This window comes from Roseibium porphyridii, from assembly GCF_026191725.2.
Lineage (GTDB): Bacteria > Pseudomonadota > Alphaproteobacteria > Rhizobiales > Stappiaceae > Roseibium > Roseibium porphyridii.
In genome coordinates this window covers 4300481-4317472 of sequence record NZ_CP120863.1, presented here as the reverse complement: position 1 = coordinate 4317472, position 16992 = coordinate 4300481, and the positions used below count along the sequence as shown (strand labels likewise).

Sequence of the window (16992 nt, the reverse complement as noted above, 5' to 3'; positions counted from 1 at the left end):
GCGAAAGAAGGCTATCTCTCATGACTAAGCAAAACATCGGTTCACTGCTGATGATTTCATTACATGGCTATGTCGCCGGCTCGCCAGAGTTGGGCAAACCCGACACTGGTGGTCAGGTTGTTTTTGTTCTGGAGCTGGCTAAGCGCTTCGCACGCCTCGGCTACAGGGTGGATGTCATGACGCGCCAGTTCGAAGACCAGCCAGCTGAAGATATTATCAATGAAAACCTGCGGGTTGTCAGAGTGCCGTTTGCGGGTAAGGAGTTTGTGCGCAAGGAAGACATGCACGACTGGTACGGCGATTTTGTCACGAACGCTTTGGCCATGATACGCGCCAAGAACTTGCATTATGACGTGATCAACAGCCACTACTGGGATGCAGGCGTGTCTGGACAGAAAATCGCGGAAGAACTGCAGATACCGCACATACACACACCGCACTCTCTTGGCTGGTGGAAAGAACATGACATGACCGGCGCCGGTGACGAGGAGATGGCTGGCTACCGGTTCGAGGAGCGCATTCAGAGAGAATTTGTTCTCTACAGGAACTGCGATCATGTGATCTCAACGACTGAGCAGCAGACCGATCTCATCGTCGAACACTATCAGCTGCCCAAAGAGCACATCACCATGATTCCGCCCGGGATTGACGAGGGCCGGTTCATGCCGGCAACGCCGGGTAAAGTTGAGGATGCCAGGGCCCGGCACGACATGAAAGACACCGACATCTATGTGGTCGGCAGAGCTGCGGAAAACAAAGGCTATGACCTTATTATCGAAGCCTTGCCCAAAATTCTGGAACTTCAACCGGACGCACGGCTGGTTCTGGCCGCAGGTGCGAATTCCGAAAGCGACATCGCTCTCCTGAACCAATGGAAACAGACGGCTGCCGACATGGGGGTTGGCGACCGGATCAGCTGGCGCGGATATGTCGAAGACGAAGACCTTGCAGATCTTTATCGTGCCCCTGGGATATTTGCCCTGCCATCGCGTTACGAACCATTTGGAATGACTGCGGTTGAGGCCATGGCTTGCGGAACCCCGACAGTCGTCACTGTTCACGGCGGCCTTTTTGAACAAATCGAATTTGGAAAACACGCGCTAATCGCTGATCCCAAAAGACCTGAAGAATTTGCCACCATGGTCAATATGCCGATGCAGTATCCCTGGATCCGGGAAACGCTCGCCGTTGAGGGCGCAAGATTTGCACGGCGTGTTTTTGGCTGGACCGGGATCGCCCGGCGGACGCTTCAGGTCTTTGAGCACTTCAAGGGCCGATATGACGATTTGCAAACCGAAGACATGCTTCTTGGCTAAGGATTTCTGAGAAGGTGGTGGTTTCCGTTTTCTAAAGGGATGGTTCAGCTTGCGTTCATGTGAATTTGATTACACGTTGATCATCAAATCGTAGGCAGAACCGGAACCGAAAACGTGAAACAGCTCGTTGCCCTTTTAATCGTGTTTTTTGCCGCCGTGACCCCGGCAAGCGCGGCCTGCCTGTCTCAGGCGCAGGCCCGCGATGCGGTGGCGAGCGGCAAGGCAGCGCCCCTCGGCGCAGTCGCGGGTCGTGCTGGCGGGGAAATCGTCAAGGCACAACTGTGCCAACAAGGCGGCGGCTATGTTTACAAGCTGTCGGTTCTGAAGGGCGGTAAGGTGACGACGGTCACAGTCAACGCCAGTCGCTAGAGGATATTCCCTGTTGTCCGGCGGCTCGGATTGAGAATTGCCGGAGTGTTCCAATTATGAAAGCCCGAAGTCAAAACGCATGCGCATTCTCGTTGTTGAAGATGATACGGATCTGAACCGCCAACTGGTTACCGCTCTCGAAGAGGCAGGTTATGTGGTTGACAGCGCCACGGATGGCGAGGACGGACACTTTCTGGGCGATACAGAGCCCTATGATGCAGTTGTACTCGATCTTGGTCTGCCAACGCTCGACGGTCTCTCTGTCCTGGAAAACTGGCGTCGCGACGGACGCACGATGCCGGTTCTGATCTTGACCGCGCGCGACCGCTGGTCGGACAAAGTAGCTGGGATTGACGCAGGCGCTGATGATTATGTCGCAAAACCCTTCCACATGGAGGAAGTCCTTGCGCGCGTCAGAGCGCTGGTGCGGCGCGCGGCCGGTCATGCTTCCAATGAATTGACGTGCGGCCCCGTTCGGCTCGACCTTCGGGCTGGCAGGGTTACGGTTGATGGTAATCCCATCAAACTGACCTCTCACGAGTACAGGCTTTTGTCCTACCTTCTCCACCACCAGGGCAAGGTCATCTCCCGCACGGAGCTGACGGAACATCTTTATGATCAGGACTTCGATCGGGACTCAAACACAGTCGAAGTCTTTGTTGGCCGTCTTCGCAAGAAAATTGGATCAGACCTGATAGAAACCATAAGAGGGCTTGGGTACCGCCTCGGAGACGCCAGTGACAGCTGAACCGGCTGAAGAGGCTCCAAACGTCAAAGCGCGGCCGCAGCGGTCGCTCGCAGCCAGGCTCGTTCTTGTCGCGGCTGTTTGGTCAACCATTGCTCTGGCCCTTGCAGGCGTGTTTCTTGTCAGCCTGTATCAGCGGGCAAGCGAGCGTGCTTTTGACACGCAGCTGGAAATTCATATCAAGGCGCTGATCTCCGAAATGCTGGAGACCGATGCCGATGCGCCTGAAGCTGCTGCACGCGTGACTGCGCCGACCTATCGCGGCGACCCAAGATTTTCGCTGCCACTGTCAGGTTGGTATTGGACTGTGCGGCGGGCGGACAGTTCAGCGATCCTCTATGCTTCTGAATCGCTTGTCGGTGACCCGTTGAACGTTCCGGAAATTGGAGACGCGGAAAGCGCGGTTGGTTTCATCACCGGGCCGACTGGCGATGAAATCAGGGTGTTGCAGCAAAGGATTTCCATAGAAGACGTGCCCTACATCATTGCCGTTGGTGCTGCCACGGCGGGCTTTTGGGCCGATATTGCCGAATTCAGCCGTATGGTCGCAATCACGCTCTGCGTCGTCGGACTGGGTCTGATTCTGGCAATTTTCCTTCAGGTTCGCGTCGGTTTGCGGCCATTGTCACGTTTGCGCGCGTCTTTAAGCGCAGTGCGTCAGGGAGAGGCAGACCGAATTGATGAAGCTCTGCCGCGCGAGATTGCGCCTCTTGCAGTGGAACTCAATGCTCTGATTGTCTCCAACAGGGAGATTGTCGAACGGGCCCGTACTCATGTCGGCAACCTCGCCCACGGGCTTAAGACCCCATTGTCGGTGATTTCCAATGAGGCTCGAGCGTCCGGTGGGCCGCTTGCCGAAAAGGTTTCGGAACAGACCGCTATCATGTCGACGCAAATACAGCATCACCTGGAGCGGGCTCGCATGGCTGCACAGCGCCGGGTGATCGGCGTTTCGTGCGAGACCGAACCGGTTCTGTCCCGTCTGATCCGAGCCATGGGCAAAATCTATCGCGACAAAGGCGTTGCGGTGACGTTCGATCAGGCACCCGAGATCCGGTTCCGTGGAGAGAGTCAGGATCTGGAAGAAATGGGCGGTAATCTGATTGACAATGCTTGCAAATGGGCTGTTTCGAAGGTCGCGGTAAAAGTCGAAACGCTACTGGACCCGACAACCAACCGGGACATGTTCTCAATTACCGTCGAAGATGACGGTCCAGGATTGACACCCGAAGAGCGCGCTGAAGCCGTCAAACGTGGCCGCAGGTTGGATGAAACTGTTCCTGGAACTGGATTGGGCCTGTCGATCGTTGCGGATCTTGCTGCTCTCTACGGCGGCAAATTCACGTTGGACGGGTCGGATTTGGGCGGTTTGAAGGCGAAACTCATCCTGCCGTCGCTCACCAGGGAATAGGCGATTTTTTAAGTGTTCCATGCCAGTTTGATAAAGCGACTGTGATAAGCTGAATCACAAATCGTGTGCTTATATTCCGGTTTGTGGCCAAGTTCGGCCACAAATTGAAAATATCAATGATTCACCCACCGGTTCAGGCCGGTTCTCAAACCCACCGGGGCATGTCACCTTCAAGTGACGATCGAAAAGATGCTCTGGTAACTGGAAATCGAGCAACAGCCCTGCGGTTGGCAGACTTGCCGCCTTACGGTGCTCTGGGAGCTTCAACGCATGCGTTTTCGCAGTGCCATATGTCTTGCTCTGTTCACCGCTCTGGCCGGCTGTTCCATGACATCCGGCACGAAGGACACCAGCGGATTGGGGTCGTTTTTCGGCGATCCGAACGCGAATGTCGCAGGCTCTGAAGCCAACGCTGCAATTTCGGTGCTCGTAAACAACGAGTTCGGAGATGCGCTTGAACCTTCGGACCGACGGGCAGCAGAAGATGCTCAGAACCGGGCGTTGCGGGCCAAGGGTGTCGGCGTGTCAGTGGCCTGGCAAAATGACCGTACCGGCCGCAGTGGCCAGGTGCGTCCTGGTCCGGTTTATTATGTGAATGAGACTGGCTGTCGAGAGTTCACTCATGAAATGGTTCTGCGAGGGCAAATCCTGCAGGCACGGGGTACAGCCTGTGAGACCGATCGTGGCAAGTGGCAAGTCATCGGTTGATGGTCGTTCTGCGGTCTTGATCTCAGAAAGCAATTCCCAAGAATTATCAAACAGCTACTTGCTATCTCAACAATTGCTTAAGTCTCTGCGGATACCATCTGTCGGATTGAGATCGCGATGTTGACGCTGTGAATGGTATATTCGGACAAGCTTGAAACCAAATTGAAGTCATATTTGGGCAGCCTCAGTCCTCAGGCGGTTGAGGCTTTGGTCCGTAATTTGGAACGCGCCAAAACCGAAAAGAACGCAGATCCCAACATTCAGTTTATTCTTGCTGCAGCTGTAAAATTACTTCGAAAACCTCAAAAGGTGACGCCTGATATGCAGGGCGGGGCGCAGCGGCGCGGCCAGATCCAGCGGATGTTTTTCTCGCCGTTGGATGACTTCCTGATCAACGAGGTTCTGCCGAACAGGCAGGAAGGCCGTATTTACCGGGGCATCCTGGACAAGGTCTGGGCATGGCTTTGTCGGGATGTCATGGCGACCGATGTAAAGATCGTCCTGGAACAGGCCGGCAATGCGACCGTAAGCGGTGAAAGGGTTGATGCTCTTGTTCAGGCTTTGCGCAGCCGATCCGTCGAGCTGATCAGTGAGGCATTGCATCGCGCCGAAATCTCAGAGAAAGAGCATCGGCGAATTGGCGTTGAACTCGGCGGCGAACGGGGTGTTGCTGAAGTCAGGGATATCCTGAAGGTTTTTTCCGCCGAAAAGTGGTTGTTGCCCCTGTTGCAAAACATACCAGACCGGATCAATGAACATCGTTTGAAGAAAGACATGGATGTTCTACGACTGGTCGACAAATGCTCTGCGCGTTTCCCCGATCACGTGCCCGTGCTCGCAGCAGCACTGGTCGAGCGATCCGAAACACCATCCGCGCTGTGCACCTTCGCCGGAAGGCTCGTTGGAGACGACGATCCGAAAGCCATTGCAGGGTCGCAATTCGCCCCGTTTGTCGATGTGGTCATGAGCGAGGCCGAACGCTTGCAGATCCTTGCGTTCGAACACCGTAATCACAATCCGGATCCTGTCGCGTTTTCTCAAGCACTTTCGGAGTATCACTCCCTTGTTCGTGGCGTGGAACGTGACATCGATCTGACAGTTACAGGCAAGTGGCACAAGCAGCTGTCGGAAACCAAGCGCAGCATCTCCGGTGTCGTCACACGTGAACTTGACGGGGCCCACGGGGCCATACGGCGCGCCTTGCGGCTTCCCAAGCATGACCAGAGCGGCAATCTCGTGGTGGACCAGTCTGCTGTCGATGAAGCGGTTCGGGCGCTTCGGGTCGTGGCGATGGTGCGCAATGCGTCGGAAACTTTTGCTGTCAACGAGATAGGAAAGCGGACCCGCCAGGCCGTCGAGCAGACGCTGGAAATCATGACCCGTTCCTTGATCACCGACCTTGGGAAGGCAAAGGGCCAGCAGTTGGAAGCAAACACGGCTGCGGCGGACACGGCGATCATGCTCTCTGAAATCTACTTCGGAGCCGACTATGCCGCACAGCTGCGGCGCAGCCGGCAGTCTGCGGTCGGCAAGGGTTCGCCGAAAGAGGGTGCTGCGCCCAAAAACCCTGAACGAAAGCTCGTCGCCAGCGCACTCGGGCGGCGCTGAAGACATCTCCAAATTCTTGTTGAACGTACATTGTTACTGGTTGGTGAGCCGCGACCGCCGGTCACAGGACAGCCGCCTTGCATTTGTCTGCTGCCGGTAGTCTATAGTGCGCCCATGATGTTCTGGATCCTTATTGCAGCATTGACGGCAGCCGCAACGCTTGCGGTTCTCGTTCCGCTTTCAAGAAACCGCCAACCTGCCGACGCCGCTTCAAAGGCGGATGAGGCTGTTTATCGCGAACAGCTTGAAACTGTGGATCGCGACCTGAAAAGGGGGCTGATCGAGCCGGAAGCTGCCGAGGCAGCGCGTACGGAGATCGCGCGCCGTCTATTGTCGGCTAACGAGCGGCAGACTCAAACAGTTGAAAAGAGCGAGAGGTCTCTCCAGAACAAGATTGCAATCGGCCTGGCAATTGTTTTCCTGCCGGCTGCAACTTTCGGCCTCTATGTCCTCCTCGGGTCACCGGATCAGCCGGACCAGCCGCTGTCAGCGCGCCTCGAAGGACCTGCGCAGGGCCAGTCTGTTGATGTGCTGGTTGCCCGCGTTGAGCGCCACCTTGCCGAAAATCCCGAAGACGGCCAGGGCTGGGCGGTGATTGCACCGGTTTATATGTCCATTGGGCAACCAGAGAGTTCGGCAAGAGCCTACGCGAACGCGCTTCGCATTGTCGGTCCGAATGCCGATTGGCTGACCGACATGGGTGAAGCGCTCACAATTGCCAATCAGGGCCTGGTGACAGCAGATGCACGAAAGGCCTTTGACCAGGCAGTGAGCCTGCAACCCGAAGCGGTGAAACCACGCTTTTTCCTGGCGATGGCACTTGGACAGGAAGGTCGGACGGATGAGGCGATAGCTGCCTGGGAACAGCTCCTTGAAGGCGAGGATGAAACGCAGGCTTGGGTGGGTGCAGCGCGTGCTCAACTTGCGGAACTTCAAGGAACAGCGCCTCCGCTGGCGAATCGGCCAGGACCCACGGAAGAAGATGTTGCCGCCACATCAGATATGACAGCCGAAGATCGCCAGACCATGATCCAGGGAATGGTTTCCGGTCTTGCCGAGCGGCTTTCGGCGGAAGGCGGAAGCGTGGATGAATGGAACCAGCTCATGCGCGCTTACATGGTTCTAGGTGAAAAACAGAAGGCGGAAACCGCCTTGAAAGATGCTCTGACGGCTTATGCCGAAAATCCGGATGATTTGTCTCTGATCAAGGACGCTGCCGATCAGTTAGGCTTAACTGGATCATGAACGGAGCCGAGTGAGGGACATTTGGGGGCCCAAACGACTTCGCAATTGAAATTCGGACGCAAAGCCATGACAAGAAAACAAATGAGATTGACGCTGATCGGATCGGCTGGTGCCGTTCTGGCCGTGGCGCTTGGGCTGATCCTGTTTGCCCTAAATGATCAGATCGTCTTTTTCCAAAGTCCAACTGACATCACGCAAAACACGATCCCCGACGGACAACGCATAAGACTGGGTGGTCTTGTCGAAGAAGGCTCCATCGTCCGCTCTGACAACGCTCAGGTTGAATTCCGCGTGACCGACATGGAGAACGTGGTTCAGGTGTCCTATAAAGGTATTCTGCCGGATCTCTTCCGTGAGGGGCAGGGTGTTGTCACGGAAGGTATCATCGGGACCAACGGTATTTTCGTCGCAGACAGCGTTCTGGCAAAACACGACGAGAACTATATGCCCAAGGAGGTTGCCGAAGCCCTGAAGGATCAAGGGCACTGGCAAGGTGGAGAGGCGACTGCAAACTAGATTTGCGGTCGAAATGGACGGGACTTAAAGGCCGACGATGATCATCGAATTCGGACACTATGCGCTGGTACTCGCGTTCGCTCTGACGCTGGTGCAATCCATCATCCCATTCTGGGGCGGTATCACGGGAAACGAACGGCTGATGGCGGTTGCCTCTCCAGTCTCCGTGATGCTTTTCATCCTGGTCTTGATATCCTTCATTGTCCTGACCCTGGCTTACCTGAATTCTGACTTTTCCGTTCTGAACGTCGTGCAGAATTCACATTCGGCAAAGCCGTTCCTCTATAAGTTCACAGGGGTTTGGGGCAATCACGAAGGGTCGATGTTGCTCTGGGTGCTTATCCTGGTGTTTTTCGGCGCCTTGGTTGGCTTTTTCGGCGGCAACCTGCCGGCTGATCTCAGGGCTCTGACCCTTGCCGTTCAAGGCTGGGTGACCGCCGGTTTCATACTGTTCCTTCTGGCAACGTCAAATCCGTTCCAGCGGGTTGTGAACCCGCCGCTGGAAGGCGCGGATCTCAATCCGATCCTTCAGGACATTGGCCTGGCAATCCATCCGCCGCTTCTTTATGTCGGCTATGTCGGGTTTTCCATCACCTTTTCATTCGCGGTTGCTGCCCTGATCCTGGGGCGGACTGACGCCGCGTGGGCACGATGGGTCCGCCCGTGGACACTGCTTGCCTGGTGCTTTCTCACACTCGGCATCGCGATGGGCTCGTACTGGGCCTACTACGAGCTCGGCTGGGGTGGCTGGTGGTTCTGGGATCCGGTTGAGAATGCCAGTTTCATGCCCTGGCTGGCCGGGACTGCGCTTTTGCATTCCGCAATCGTCATGGAAAAGCGTGAAGCGCTGAAGGTCTGGACGATCCTGCTGGCGATCTTCACCTTTTCGCTCTCGCTTCTTGGAACCTTCCTTGTCCGTTCGGGTGTCCTGACCTCAGTACACGCATTCGCTACCGACCCGGCGCGTGGTGTGTTCATCCTGGGCTTATTGTGCTTCTTCATCGGTGGTTCTCTGGCGCTTTATGCCTGGCGTGCGCCGATGTTGAAGCAAGGCGGATTGTTTGCCCCGATCAGTCGGGAGGGAGGGCTTGTTCTGAACAACCTCTTCCTGACAGCCGCCTGCGCGGCCGTTTTTGTCGGCACGCTTTATCCCCTGGTGCTGGACGCGATAACGGGTGAAACGATCTCCGTCGGCGCACCGTTCTTCAACCTGACATTCGGACCGTTGATGATACCGCTTTTGATGGCGGTTCCCTTCGGACCGATACTCTCCTGGAAGCGAGGGGACCTGCTGGCGGCCTGTCAGAGGCTTTACGTTGCACTGGGTATTGCGCTGGCAATGACCCTGTTCACATTCTGGCTCTGGGGCATGGAAAAGGTCCTGGCGCCGCTCGGTGTCGGTCTGGGTGTATGGGTCATGGCCGGTGCGGTTTCTGAGATCCTGACGCGCGTGAAGCTGTTTGAAATCGGCTTGAAGCGGGGCATCTCCAGACTTTGGGGACTTCCGGGTTCAGCCTGGGGAACTGCGGTTGCGCATTTCGGTGTCGGGGTGACGGTTCTTGGTATTGTGACCGCATCCGCTTTTCAGGAAGAACACATTCAGACAATGCGTCCCGGCGACTCGGTTGAGCTGTCCGGTTATCAGGTAACCTTTGACGGAGCCGCTCCCAGGCGGGGACCCAACTACACCGAAGAGGTCGGTCACTTCACGATCCGCAAAGGTGGTGTCGTTGTCAGCGAACTCGATCCATCCAAAAGGGTTTATACCGCGCGGCAAATGCCAACGACGGAAGCCGGGATTTACACGACCGGATTTTCTCAGGTCTATTTGTCGCTTGGTGAGAGTCGCGGCGATGGCGCGGTTGATGTCAGGGTCTATTTCAAGCCGATGATCACATTGATCTGGATTGGCTGCGTGATCATGTCACTCGGGGCGGTCTTCTCGATGGCTGACAGGCGTCTTCGCGTCGGCGCGCCCAAACCCTCACGAAAACGCACCGCGGCGGCAGCGCCAGCACCGGCAGAGTAGACCCATGTGGAAGACATACTTTTCAGCCATCGTCCTGAGTTTCTGCTTGATGGTTCCCTCTGCAAACGCTGTCACACCGGACGAGGTCCTGGATGACCCGGTTTTGGAACAGCGTGCACGAGCGCTTTCAGCTGAACTCCGCTGCATGGTGTGCCAGAACCAGTCCATTGATGACAGCGATGCACCTTTGGCAAAAGACCTGCGGGTCCTCGTACGCGAAAGGCTTGTGGCTGGTGACAGCGACAAGCAGGTGATCGACTATCTGGTGTCGCGCTACGGCGAATTTGTTTTGCTGAAGCCCAGGCTTGCCTGGCATACGATCCTTTTGTGGGCAGCTGGCCCGATTTCCCTGATCGCCGGCATGATCGCAATTGTCCTGACGCTTCGAGGGCGCTCGAAACGATTGCAGGCCGAGGCAGGCTCGGCGCATACGAAACTCTCAGCTGAAGAAGAGCAGCGCCTCAAAGCCTTGCTGGAAAAAACGGACTGACTTTGCAGCCGGCTCAACGCCTGTGAGTGCGGATCACACTGTTCACACCAAGGCGTGACTTGCATGGCAATTGCTCGTGCTTACCTCTGGCGCAGACAAACGCTGGAGGGCCTTGATATGGCAAGTCGACCGCAGAAACTGGAATTTGACGGCGCGCATGGTGCAAAACTGGCGGCGCGGTTGGATCTTCCGGCTGGCAAGATTCGGGCATTTGCATTGTTCGCTCATTGCTTTACCTGCTCAAAAGACATCCCTGCCGCGCGCCACATTGCTGGTGCTCTTTCGGCCGAGGGTATTGCAGTTCTTCGCTTCGACTTCACTGGACTTGGCGGCAGCGGGGGTGATTTTTCGTCCACCGGATTTTCTTCCAACGTCGAAGACCTGAAGCTGGCCGCCGACTTTTTGCGCAAGAACTACGAAGCACCGCAGCTCATTATCGGCCACTCCCTTGGGGGAGCTGCTGTCTTGAGCGTTGCTGGCGACATTCCTGAAGTGCGCGCGGTGGTGACCATCGGAGCGCCTTCTGACGCCGATCATGTGATCCACAATTTCAAAGGGGCGGAAGACGAAATTCGGGAAAAGGGCCTTGGCGAAGTTGATCTCGCAGGCCGGACCTTCACCATACGGAAGGAGTTTCTGGAGGATCTGGAGGCGCAGTCCGTGAAATCAAAAACGGCCAAACTCGGCAAACCGTTGCTTGTTCTGCACGCGCCTCTGGATGAAACAGTCGGCATTGACAACGCGACCAGTATTTTCGTCGCTGCCAAACACCCGAAGAGTTTTGTATCGCTCGACAAGGCGGATCATCTGCTCACTCGAAGCGAGGACGCGGCCCATGCGGCGCGTGTCATCGCCGGTTGGGCAAGTGGATATCTCGACATGGACGAAGGGACGAAGAATGCCCCGGTATCGGAAGGCGTTGATGTCGTCGAGACGGGGCAGGGCAAGTTCCAGGCGATGGTTGCTGCTGGCCATCATCGGTTGATTGCCGATGAACCGACTTCTTATGGCGGTCTGGACAGCGGCCCGTCACCCTACGGTTACCTGTCGGCAGCTCTCGGCGCCTGTACGGTGATGACGTTGCGCATGTATGCCGACCGCAAGGGGCTGCAACTTGACCGCATCGGGACGCGGGTTTTTCATGACAAGGTGCATGCGGCCGATTGCCAGGAGTGCTCTGAGGAGCAGAAAGCCCGGGGCGGCAAGATCGATCGCTTCGAGCGCGTTATCTCTCTGGAAGGCGATCTGGATGCCCAAACGCGCGCGCGCATGCTTGAAATAGCCGACAAGTGTCCAGTCCATCGGACGCTGGAGGCTGGTGCTGCTGTTGTGACCCGCGAAGACGCAAAATAGAGCCTTCCCCGAAGAGAGGCGGCTGACTGAGTTAGGCAGCTGCCTCGCTTTCGAGCGATGAAAGGCGGATTTTCATGAAGGACAGCAGGCGGCGCGCATCCCGGTCCGTCAGCGACTGATAGTCGTTTATCCAGTTTTCCACCGTCGATTGCGGCTGCTTGTTGTGCATGGCGCGTGCCTTGCACAATGCGGTGTAGTCTGTGTTGTCCACGCCAAGTGCGCGACAAAGAACGGCTACACCTGTTGCGTCGTACCGAACCATGACGTTGGTGACGTATTTCTGTTCCAGGCCAGCCATTTCTGCGAGCAGAAAACAGATATCCAGCAGGTTGTTTGACAGTGCCAGTTTGGTAATAGCCTTGCCGAGCGTGCGCTGGCCGGCACGGATTTCTTTCAGGACAGCCTTGGAGTCGATCCGGGTTGCCTTGCGTTCCAGTTTCGAGCTGGCAACGACCTTGCTTGCCTTGTGGAAGAGGTCGTGAATGAGTTCTTCGTTTTGCGACCGCATCTCACGAATGCGCTTTTGTTGCTCGCTCGGCATCTGTGCGATGAGCTTCTCATAGTCCGCTTCGCTGACGTCTGCCCGTTCCATCATCGCGTCGCGGATCTTGTCATCGCGTTCGGCGAGCTTGATGAGCAGGCGGGAGCCCCAATCGGAGAATTCTGCTCCGGAGTTGGCGGCAACGGACTGTTTGACCGGGCTTTCACCACGCTCCAGAAGAACGTCGGTGACCTTTGGTTCAAGATTGTCGCGCTTGGAAATGGCCAGCAGGTGACCTTGCCCCATTGTCTTGGCTAAACGGAGAATGTCTTCGCTTGCCAGTGCTTTGGATTGGGTTAGCATCGGACGGGCGATATCGATCTCTTCGCGGGCCAACTGGTTGGCAATCTCCGTTGACGTGCTGTCGATCGGGGCCAACTGTTCGGACACGTCTTTCTTCTGTTCCCGCTCCATCGTCGGCAACATCTTTTCAAGCACCGTATTGAAGAGTGTGATCTCTTCGGTCTGGTAACTGTCCGCACCATTTACAAACAGCTCGGTAACATGTTCGACGAGCTGATGGCGTTTTTCCGGCGTGGTTTCCTGGGCGAGATTAAGAATATCTTCGATCATATCGGGGCCAATCCGTTCTTTTGACCTTCAGGACTACCGTATAGACCGTTTACAACTGGATAAAACGCACCAAAAAAATTCAATTAATCTTGGATGCATTGTGAAAAATCACAGTGAAGGAGCGAGGCGACGCAGCAAATGCAAGTGTTCAGAGCTCTTTCCATTGTCGCATCGGCGTACTCGAAATCGACCCACGCATCGTTGTCGGACGCGCAGGTCGGGAGTGGAGCCTTTCGAGGGAGTTAGGAGGTGCTCAAAGGCGATGGATAGGGCCTCCGTTTTTACTGAGCAACCTCGAAATGATCTTCGCGCAACAGGACACTGCCGTCAGGTTGCAGGACCCAATGCTCATTGGTGATGATCCCTTGTGCATTGTTCATTTTCCAATCCGCCGCAACGCGCGCGGAGGTCAGACTTTTGTCAACGATTGTGGTTGATGTGTTGAAGTAGACGACATCATCAAATCCATCTTCAATGAGTTTTGTCCAGAACGCTTCAATGGCGTCACGGCCTTTGAATGTTCCGAACGGTTTGGCGACCATGATAGCGTCTTCTTCATAAAGCGCTGCAGCTGCGGTTGCGTCACCAGCATTGAAGGCATCGCGCCAGGCACGGCTGGCCTTTGCAACGGCGGTGCTGAGTTCGTATTCGCTGGCAGCACGCGTCTCCGCTTCCTGCGCGAAAATTTGTCCACCGGTCAGGGCGAGGATTGCGACAATGGCGGTGAGTGTATGTTTCAGTTTCATTGGTCTGGTTCCCTAATGTAGGTGTCAGGCTTGGGTGAAGTGAGTGAGGGCAGGTTCGGCGGCGAGAAGCTTGCGCAGCCTTGCATAGTCGCCGCGTTCAACGCGCCAGTTCAGATAGGCTTCAAAGGCGGTTTTCGATTGCCATTTCTCGATGAGCAAAGCCTGGGCAGGCGCGCTTTCAGAAAGGGCGAATTCAGCGTTTTTGCAGCCTTCAAAACGACGGGTCTCCGGCAGGATGGTTTCCAGGAAGGTGGCGAGGCTGTCACTCGCCCCGTCTGCTGAGGTCAACTCAAAGGTAACAATGTGGGTCATGATCGGCTCCGTGTTGAATTCCGGTGCCGCTTATTTGAGGTGTTTCTATTGTTCCAAAAAGAGTTTAAAAAAGAAAATACTGTTCATTTTTAGAGAACAAAAAATGATGTTATCCGTTTTGCCGCAAACTTTCGTCACTGTTGTTGAGACTGGCTCGATTACCCGTGCTGCGGAAGATATGAACCTGGCAAAATCGGCGGTCAGCCAAAATCTGAAGCGACTTGAAACCCAGCTCGATGTGAAGCTGGCCGTACGCACGACGCGACGTTTGTCACTCACGCCTGCAGGCAAACGGTACTACCAGAAGTGCAAAGAGCTGATTGCGTTGTCGCGACTTGCGCAAACGGAAATGGAAGCCTTCGGCGCCAGGCCATCTGGACCGATCACGATCACCGCGCCCCACGCATTGATTGCAACTGTCATAGCACCGGCGATCGCGCTTGTGAGGCGGCAGTTTCCGCATCTGACACCGCAGGTTATCGCTGACGACAAACGGCTTGATCTTGTTGCCGAGGGTATTGACGTATCACTGACTGTTGGAGATCTGCCGGACAGCAGTTTGAAGGCAAGACGTGTCGGCGCTTTGAGGGACGTGCTTTGCGTTGCCCCTGAACTGCTCGATGCCGCACCTTCTGCCGACGATCCGGCCTTCATGGAATGGGCGCAGTCACTGCCTTACATTGCACACGTGCGTGAGCCTGAGAATCTGGAGCACATCCTTCAATCTCAAGAAGGTGGCAATCCGATAAGACTTTGTTTCAAAACGAGCTTTCGCAGTAACACCGTCGAAGCCATCGCCGCACTCGCTAGGGAAGGTTTGGGCGTCGCACTGTTGCCGGACATAGGCGTTGTTGAAGACCTGCGCGCAAAAAGGCTTGTGCCTCTTTTTAGCAAACACACGCTCGAACCAACGCCTGTTTATGCACTTCATGCTTATGAAAAACTGCAGCCCGGGTCAGTTCGGGCAACCATCAAAGCGATCGAGACTATTCTTGCAAGCGCCGTTGCCTGGCGTTGAAGCAGGGGAAGAGATGACAGTACCCGCTTCGCCGTCTGCGCAAGGGAGTTCAAAAAAAAGACGTGAATGCAAATGGCCTTCGCCGTTCTGAGAACGGTCAGGCGGCCTTTTCCTGTTTTGTCGCCTTCAGCTTCATCTTCATGAGCGACAGCAAGCGCCGGGCATCGGTCTCATCAAGCATGTGATAGTTGGTCAACCACTTGCTGCCTGTGCTTTCGGGAAACTTCAAGTGCTTGCAGCGTTCCTTGCAGATGGCTTGAAATTCCTTCGCGCCAATACCGGTTGCACGGCAAACTGTTGCGATACCTGTTGAATCAAAGCGAACCATCAGGTTGTGAACATACTTCATGTCCAGTCCGCAGAAAAAGGACAACAGTGCAACGGCATCCAGAAGATTATGCTCGATGGAGAGCTGATAGATTGCCTTGTTCAGATTGGTTTTCTTCAGCCTGATGCCCATCAGCCAGGCTTTCGGACTGATCTTTGACGGGCGTTTGACAAGCTCTTTGCCGGCAGCGATTTCTCCGTCGTCCTTGAAAAGGTCCTCAAGCAGTTCGTCATTCGACTTGCGCAGATGCCGGATGCGATCCCCCAGCTGTTTGGGCATGTCCTTAACCAGGGTCTCGAACACCGGCATGGTGATCTCGGCGCCCAGATTTGCCGCGACCGCATGCTTAACCTTCTTGCTGCCGCGTTTGACGAGAATACCGCCAAGATCCTTGCTGATGTGGTCGCGTTTGGCCAACGCAAGCAGATAGGCTTCGTCCTTGGTTGCAGCGATGTTCTGAAGATCTTCCTCGCGAAGGGAATTGGAGCGCTCAAGAACCGCCTGAGCAATCGGCAATTCATCGCCCGCCATTGCTACGGCAAGCTTGTTTGAAGTCGCCTCAACAGTGCAAAGGCGTTCGGACATCGTTTTCCGGGCTTCCAATTCCAGAGAATCGTAAACGCCTTCGAGCATATTGTTCAGGAGACTGGTTTCTTCTGATCGAGTGTCGCTTGCCCGTGCTACAAGCAGTCCGGTCACGTGCTCTGCGAGCTCGTGTTTCTTGTCGGCGGAACTGTCTTTTGCAAGTTGAAGGAGCGACTCAGTCATGTTGATATCCTAAGTCAAAAGTATCACTGCAATTCATTTACAACCGGTGAAGAAAAAGCCTTTAGGTTGCATTTGATTGGTTTCATAATGTGTTTTTTGCACTTTATGATTGAAGTAAAGAATAAGCATGAATACCTACCCAATTCTGTACTCCTTTCGGCGATGTCCCTATGCAATTCGAGCGCGTCTTGCTTTTCACGCAAGCAGAAAAACAGTTGAACTGCGCGAGATTGTACTGCGTGACAAGGCTCCTGAATTTCTGAAAACGTCGCCATCGGCAACAGTTCCTTGCCTGAAGGAAGGGAACACTGTGCTGGATGAAAGTTTGGACATCATGCTGTGGACGCTGCGTCAATCTGATCCAGAGCATTGGTTGCAGCCCGAAGTAGGGACGCTTGATGAGGCACTCGAGTTGATCGAGATGTGCGACGGCCCATTCAAGCGCCATCTTGACCGTTACAAATACGATACCCGCTACCAGGACGCTGACCGTGAAACTGAGCGCGGTGCTGCGTCCGACATCCTCTGGCAGTGGGAAAAGCGCTTGTCGCAAGGCTCCTGGCTGATGGGAAAACGTGCGTCACTTGCCGACTACGCAATTCTTCCCTTTGTCCGTCAGTTTGCCAATTCCGACCGAACATGGTTCGACGGAGAGGCTTGGAATGCCATCAAAGCATGGCTTACAGCATTTGAGGCTTCTGAGCAGTTTCAAGCCGTAATGCCCAAATGGTCGAAATGGACGGCGGGGAACGCGCCAGTGTTGTTTCCAGACCCCTCGTCGTAAGAAGCAACTCTGCAATGGTTGGTTCCGACCGAAGAGACCATTTGCCATTCCTCTTTTTTGTATGAGCAACAGCGCAGAAGTCAGCGGGCTTTTACCGAAACTGCGCCCCTTCAGCACAATCTTACAAAAACG

General features: G+C 55.2%; 17 protein-coding genes. 13 read left to right on the top strand and 4 right to left on the bottom strand.

Annotation, left to right across the window (positions count from 1 at the left end; all coding sequences use genetic code 11):
* The first annotated feature begins 20 nt into the window (after positions 1-20).
* The 11 genes from K1718_RS19980 to K1718_RS19930 all read left to right on the top strand — a co-directional run bounded on the left by K1718_RS19980 (position 21) and on the right by K1718_RS19930 (position 11790).
* Positions 21-1316 carry a glycosyltransferase gene (locus K1718_RS19980; RefSeq protein ID WP_152502629.1) on the top strand — a complete coding sequence of 432 codons (1296 nt, stop codon included), beginning with the start codon at positions 21-23 and terminating at the stop codon, positions 1314-1316.
* 114 nt (positions 1317-1430) lie between these two features.
* On the top strand, positions 1431-1685 hold the full coding sequence (locus K1718_RS19975) for a PepSY domain-containing protein (RefSeq protein WP_173006090.1): 255 nt from the start codon (positions 1431-1433) through the stop codon (positions 1683-1685).
* Positions 1686-1764: 79 nt separating this feature from the next.
* Positions 1765-2433 carry a response regulator transcription factor gene (locus K1718_RS19970; protein WP_152502628.1) on the top strand — a complete coding sequence of 223 codons (669 nt, stop codon included), beginning with the start codon at positions 1765-1767 and terminating at the stop codon, positions 2431-2433.
* The gene (locus tag K1718_RS19965; RefSeq protein WP_265681089.1) at positions 2423-3841 is read left to right on the top strand and encodes an ATP-binding protein; all 1419 of its coding nucleotides are present in this window, start codon (positions 2423-2425) and stop codon (positions 3839-3841) included. The genes K1718_RS19970 and K1718_RS19965 overlap by 11 nt, the downstream gene beginning before the upstream one ends.
* Positions 3842-4111: 270 nt before the next feature.
* Positions 4112-4549: an RT0821/Lpp0805 family surface protein gene (locus tag K1718_RS19960; protein WP_152502626.1), complete on the top strand. Its 438-nt coding sequence runs from the start codon at positions 4112-4114 to the stop codon at positions 4547-4549.
* A gap of 162 nt (positions 4550-4711) precedes the next feature.
* Positions 4712-6157 (top strand): hypothetical protein, encoded by a 1446-nt coding sequence (locus tag K1718_RS19955; protein WP_285806033.1) that lies wholly within the window; start codon positions 4712-4714, stop codon positions 6155-6157.
* Between the two features lie 114 nt (positions 6158-6271).
* Positions 6272-7402 carry a c-type cytochrome biogenesis protein CcmI gene (gene ccmI, locus K1718_RS19950; protein ID WP_265681090.1) on the top strand — a complete coding sequence of 377 codons (1131 nt, stop codon included), beginning with the start codon at positions 6272-6274 and terminating at the stop codon, positions 7400-7402.
* A gap of 66 nt (positions 7403-7468) precedes the next feature.
* Entirely contained in the window at positions 7469-7918 is a 450-nt protein-coding gene (gene ccmE, locus K1718_RS19945; protein WP_152502623.1) for a cytochrome c maturation protein CcmE, read from the top strand.
* Between the two features lie 37 nt (positions 7919-7955).
* A complete protein-coding gene (locus K1718_RS19940; protein ID WP_152502622.1) occupies positions 7956-9947 on the top strand; it encodes a heme lyase CcmF/NrfE family subunit in 1992 nt (663 codons plus the stop codon).
* Between the two features lie 4 nt (positions 9948-9951).
* Entirely contained in the window at positions 9952-10437 is a 486-nt protein-coding gene (locus K1718_RS19935) for a cytochrome c-type biogenesis protein (protein ID WP_152502621.1), read from the top strand.
* Positions 10438-10554: 117 nt separating this feature from the next.
* Positions 10555-11790 carry a bifunctional alpha/beta hydrolase/OsmC family protein gene (locus K1718_RS19930; protein WP_265682519.1) on the top strand — a complete coding sequence of 412 codons (1236 nt, stop codon included), beginning with the start codon at positions 10555-10557 and terminating at the stop codon, positions 11788-11790.
* A gap of 31 nt (positions 11791-11821) precedes the next feature.
* Here the strand turns inward: K1718_RS19930 and K1718_RS19925 are convergent, their stop codons facing one another.
* From K1718_RS19925 to K1718_RS19915, 3 genes are all read right to left on the bottom strand, one after another.
* Positions 11822-12904 (bottom strand): DUF2336 domain-containing protein, encoded by a 1083-nt coding sequence (locus K1718_RS19925; RefSeq protein ID WP_152502620.1) that lies wholly within the window; start codon positions 12902-12904, stop codon positions 11822-11824.
* 281 nt (positions 12905-13185) lie between these two features.
* The gene (locus tag K1718_RS19920) at positions 13186-13650 is read right to left on the bottom strand and encodes a nuclear transport factor 2 family protein (protein ID WP_265681091.1); all 465 of its coding nucleotides are present in this window, start codon (positions 13648-13650) and stop codon (positions 13186-13188) included.
* A gap of 24 nt (positions 13651-13674) precedes the next feature.
* Positions 13675-13962 carry a putative quinol monooxygenase gene (locus tag K1718_RS19915; protein WP_265681092.1) on the bottom strand — a complete coding sequence of 96 codons (288 nt, stop codon included), beginning with the start codon at positions 13960-13962 and terminating at the stop codon, positions 13675-13677.
* 103 nt (positions 13963-14065) lie between these two features.
* Between K1718_RS19915 and K1718_RS19910 the strand changes: the two genes are divergently transcribed.
* Positions 14066-14980, top strand: coding sequence for a LysR family transcriptional regulator (locus tag K1718_RS19910; protein ID WP_265681093.1), 915 nt, complete (start codon positions 14066-14068; stop codon positions 14978-14980).
* Positions 14981-15077: 97 nt separating this feature from the next.
* Here the strand turns inward: K1718_RS19910 and K1718_RS19905 are convergent, their stop codons facing one another.
* Positions 15078-16076 (bottom strand): DUF2336 domain-containing protein, encoded by a 999-nt coding sequence (locus tag K1718_RS19905; protein WP_152502617.1) that lies wholly within the window; start codon positions 16074-16076, stop codon positions 15078-15080.
* Positions 16077-16203: 127 nt separating this feature from the next.
* Here K1718_RS19905 and K1718_RS19900 point away from each other — a divergent pair, with 127 nt between their 5' ends.
* Entirely contained in the window at positions 16204-16860 is a 657-nt protein-coding gene (locus K1718_RS19900; RefSeq protein WP_265681094.1) for a glutathione S-transferase, read from the top strand.
* Positions 16861-16992 lie beyond the last annotated feature (132 nt).